This window comes from Streptomyces torulosus (assembly GCF_001419765.1).
Lineage (GTDB): Bacteria > Actinomycetota > Actinomycetes > Streptomycetales > Streptomycetaceae > Streptomyces > Streptomyces torulosus.
Map to the genome: position 1 here is coordinate 1 of NZ_LIRK01000131.1, position 2,328 is coordinate 2,328.

General features: G+C 74.4%; 1 protein-coding gene and 1 pseudogene. Both read left to right on the top strand.

Annotated features, from left to right (window positions below; genetic code table 11):
• Positions 1-1,387: beta-ketoacyl reductase (locus tag AOK23_RS10180; RefSeq protein ID WP_157877987.1), on the top strand; the 1,387-nt coding region annotated here is incomplete at its 5' end.
• Positions 1,388-1,651: 264 nt separating this feature from the next.
• Positions 1,652-2,328: pseudogene (locus AOK23_RS10185) on the top strand (cytochrome P450); the annotation flags it as partial.

Below are 2,328 nucleotides of genomic sequence, written 5' to 3' on the forward strand. Positions count from 1 at the left end.
GACTCCGGGGGACCCGTCGGCCGCCGGCCCCGCCGACGCGTCCCCCGGAGTCTGGGCCGCCACCGGCACGACCCTCGTCACCGGAGCCACCGGCACGCTCGGCCGTCTCGTCGCACGCCACCTGGTCACCCGGCACGGCGTCCGCGACCTGCTGCTGGCCGCACGGCGCGGCGGCGACGCCCCCGGCATGGCGGACCTGCTCACCGAACTGACCGGGCTCGGCGCCACGGTACGGGCCGAGGCATGCGACGTCACCGACCGTGCCGCGCTGGCCGCCCTGCTCGACTCGGCGCCCGACCTGAGGGCCGTGGTGCACACCGCGGGCACCGTCGACGACGCCACCCTCACCGCTCTCACACCGGCCCAGGTCGACGCGGTCCTGCCGGTCAAGACGGAGGCCGTGGAGCATCTGCACGAGCTGACCGCCGACCGCGACCTGGACGCCTTCGTCGTCTTCTCCTCGCTCGCCGGCACCATGGGCGGCGCCGGCCAGGCCAACTACGCCGCCGCCAACGCCTTCGCCGACGCCGTCTGCGCACGCCGGGCCGCCGCCGGACTGCCCGCCCTCTCCCTCGCCTGGGGCCCCTGGCAGCGCGGCGAGGGCATGACCGCGGGCGTCGCCGACAGCGACCTCAAGCGCATCGCCCGCGCGGGCCTGCGCCAGCTCGACCCCCGCGAGGGCATGGCCCTGTTCGACGCGGCCCTCACCACCGGAGCGAGTGTCGCCGTCCCCGTACGGCTGGACACCGCCGCCCTGGACCCCGGCTCGCCCACCACCCCCGTACTGCTGCGGGCGCTCGCCGCCGGAACCCGTAAGGGCGGCACCGAGCAGGCCGCCCCGGCGGCCGGGCTGCGCGAGCGGCTGCTGCCCCTGTCCGAGGCGGACCGCACCGCGGCCCTCGTCGAACTCGTCCGCGCGGAGGCCGCGACCGCCGCCGGACTGCCCTCGGCGGACGCCGTACCCTCGGGCAGGCCCTTCCAGAACCTCGGCTTCGACTCCCTCATGGCCGTGGACCTGCGCAACCGGCTCTCCGCCCTCACCGGGCTGCGCCTGCCCGCCACCCTGGTCTTCGACCACCCCACACCCAAGGACCTCGCCGAACTCCTCCACCAGGGACTCGACCTGGCGTCCGCTCAGGCACTCGACCCGGCCGTCATCGCCCTGGAAGCCCTCGAGGAGACCCTGCGGACACCCGCCGCCGACCCCGCCCGCCGGTCCTCCCTGGCCCTGCGTCTGCGCGTCCTCCTCACCAAACTGGAGGAGACACCGGCCACCGGCGGCCCGGCCGCCGCGTCGCCCGCGGAGGACGACACCGACGCCGACCTCAGCGGCGCCAGCACCGAGGAACTCCTCAGCCTGATCGGGGACGAGTTCGGCATCCGGTGACCGCAGGCCACGGCCGGTACGGAAACGGCCGCCACCCCTGGCCCGCGCACCACGCGGGTTAGGGGGCGGCCACCCGGATTCTGGGGCTCCCACACCCGGCACGGCGCCGTAGCGTCACCACCGCGCCCACCGGCGCGACTCCCGTCCACCGGGCCACCGTCACCCACCGACCCGCCCGGCTCCCCTCCGACCCCCTCACGCCTGCCTCCCTCACGCCTTGATCCCCCCATGTGATCCGCGGCCCCGATCACCCCAAGGAGTCCGATGCCCCTCGACATCGAAACCCCGCTGCCCTACCAACGCGACTCCGCCTGCCCGTTCGACCCCGGCCCCCGGCTCCGCCAGGCGCAGCGGGAGGACCCGGTGCACAAGTACCGCCTCCCGAACGGACAGGACATCTGGGTCGTCACCCGCTACGAGGACGTACGGCGGATGTTCACCGACCCACGTCTGAGCAGCGCCCTCACCCCGCTCACCCTGATGCTCCCCGGCCTCGACGACGACCAGCTGGAGGTGTCGCCGGGCAGCTTCGTCAACATGGACCCGCCGGAGCACACCCGGCTGCGCCGCACCGTCACCTCCAGTTTCACGGCCCGACGCCTTCGCGAACTCACCCCGCGCCTGGAACGCCTCGCGGAGAACTGCCTGGACGGCATGGAGCAGGCGGGCCCGCCCGCCGACTTCATGACCGCGTTCGCCTTCCCCTTCCCGCTGCTCGCCATCTGCGAACTGCTCGGCCTCACCGACGCCGAACGCGACGAGTTCATCGCCCTCACCACCAAGGCCGCCGCCGGACTCGCCGCAACTCCCGAGGAGGCCAGGGACCTCGTCGACCACGCCCACCGCTTCATGCTGGACATCGTCACCGGCCAGCGCAGCGAGCCCCGCGACGGCATGATCGGCATGCTCGTCGCCGAGCACGGCGACGAGCATGCCGATCA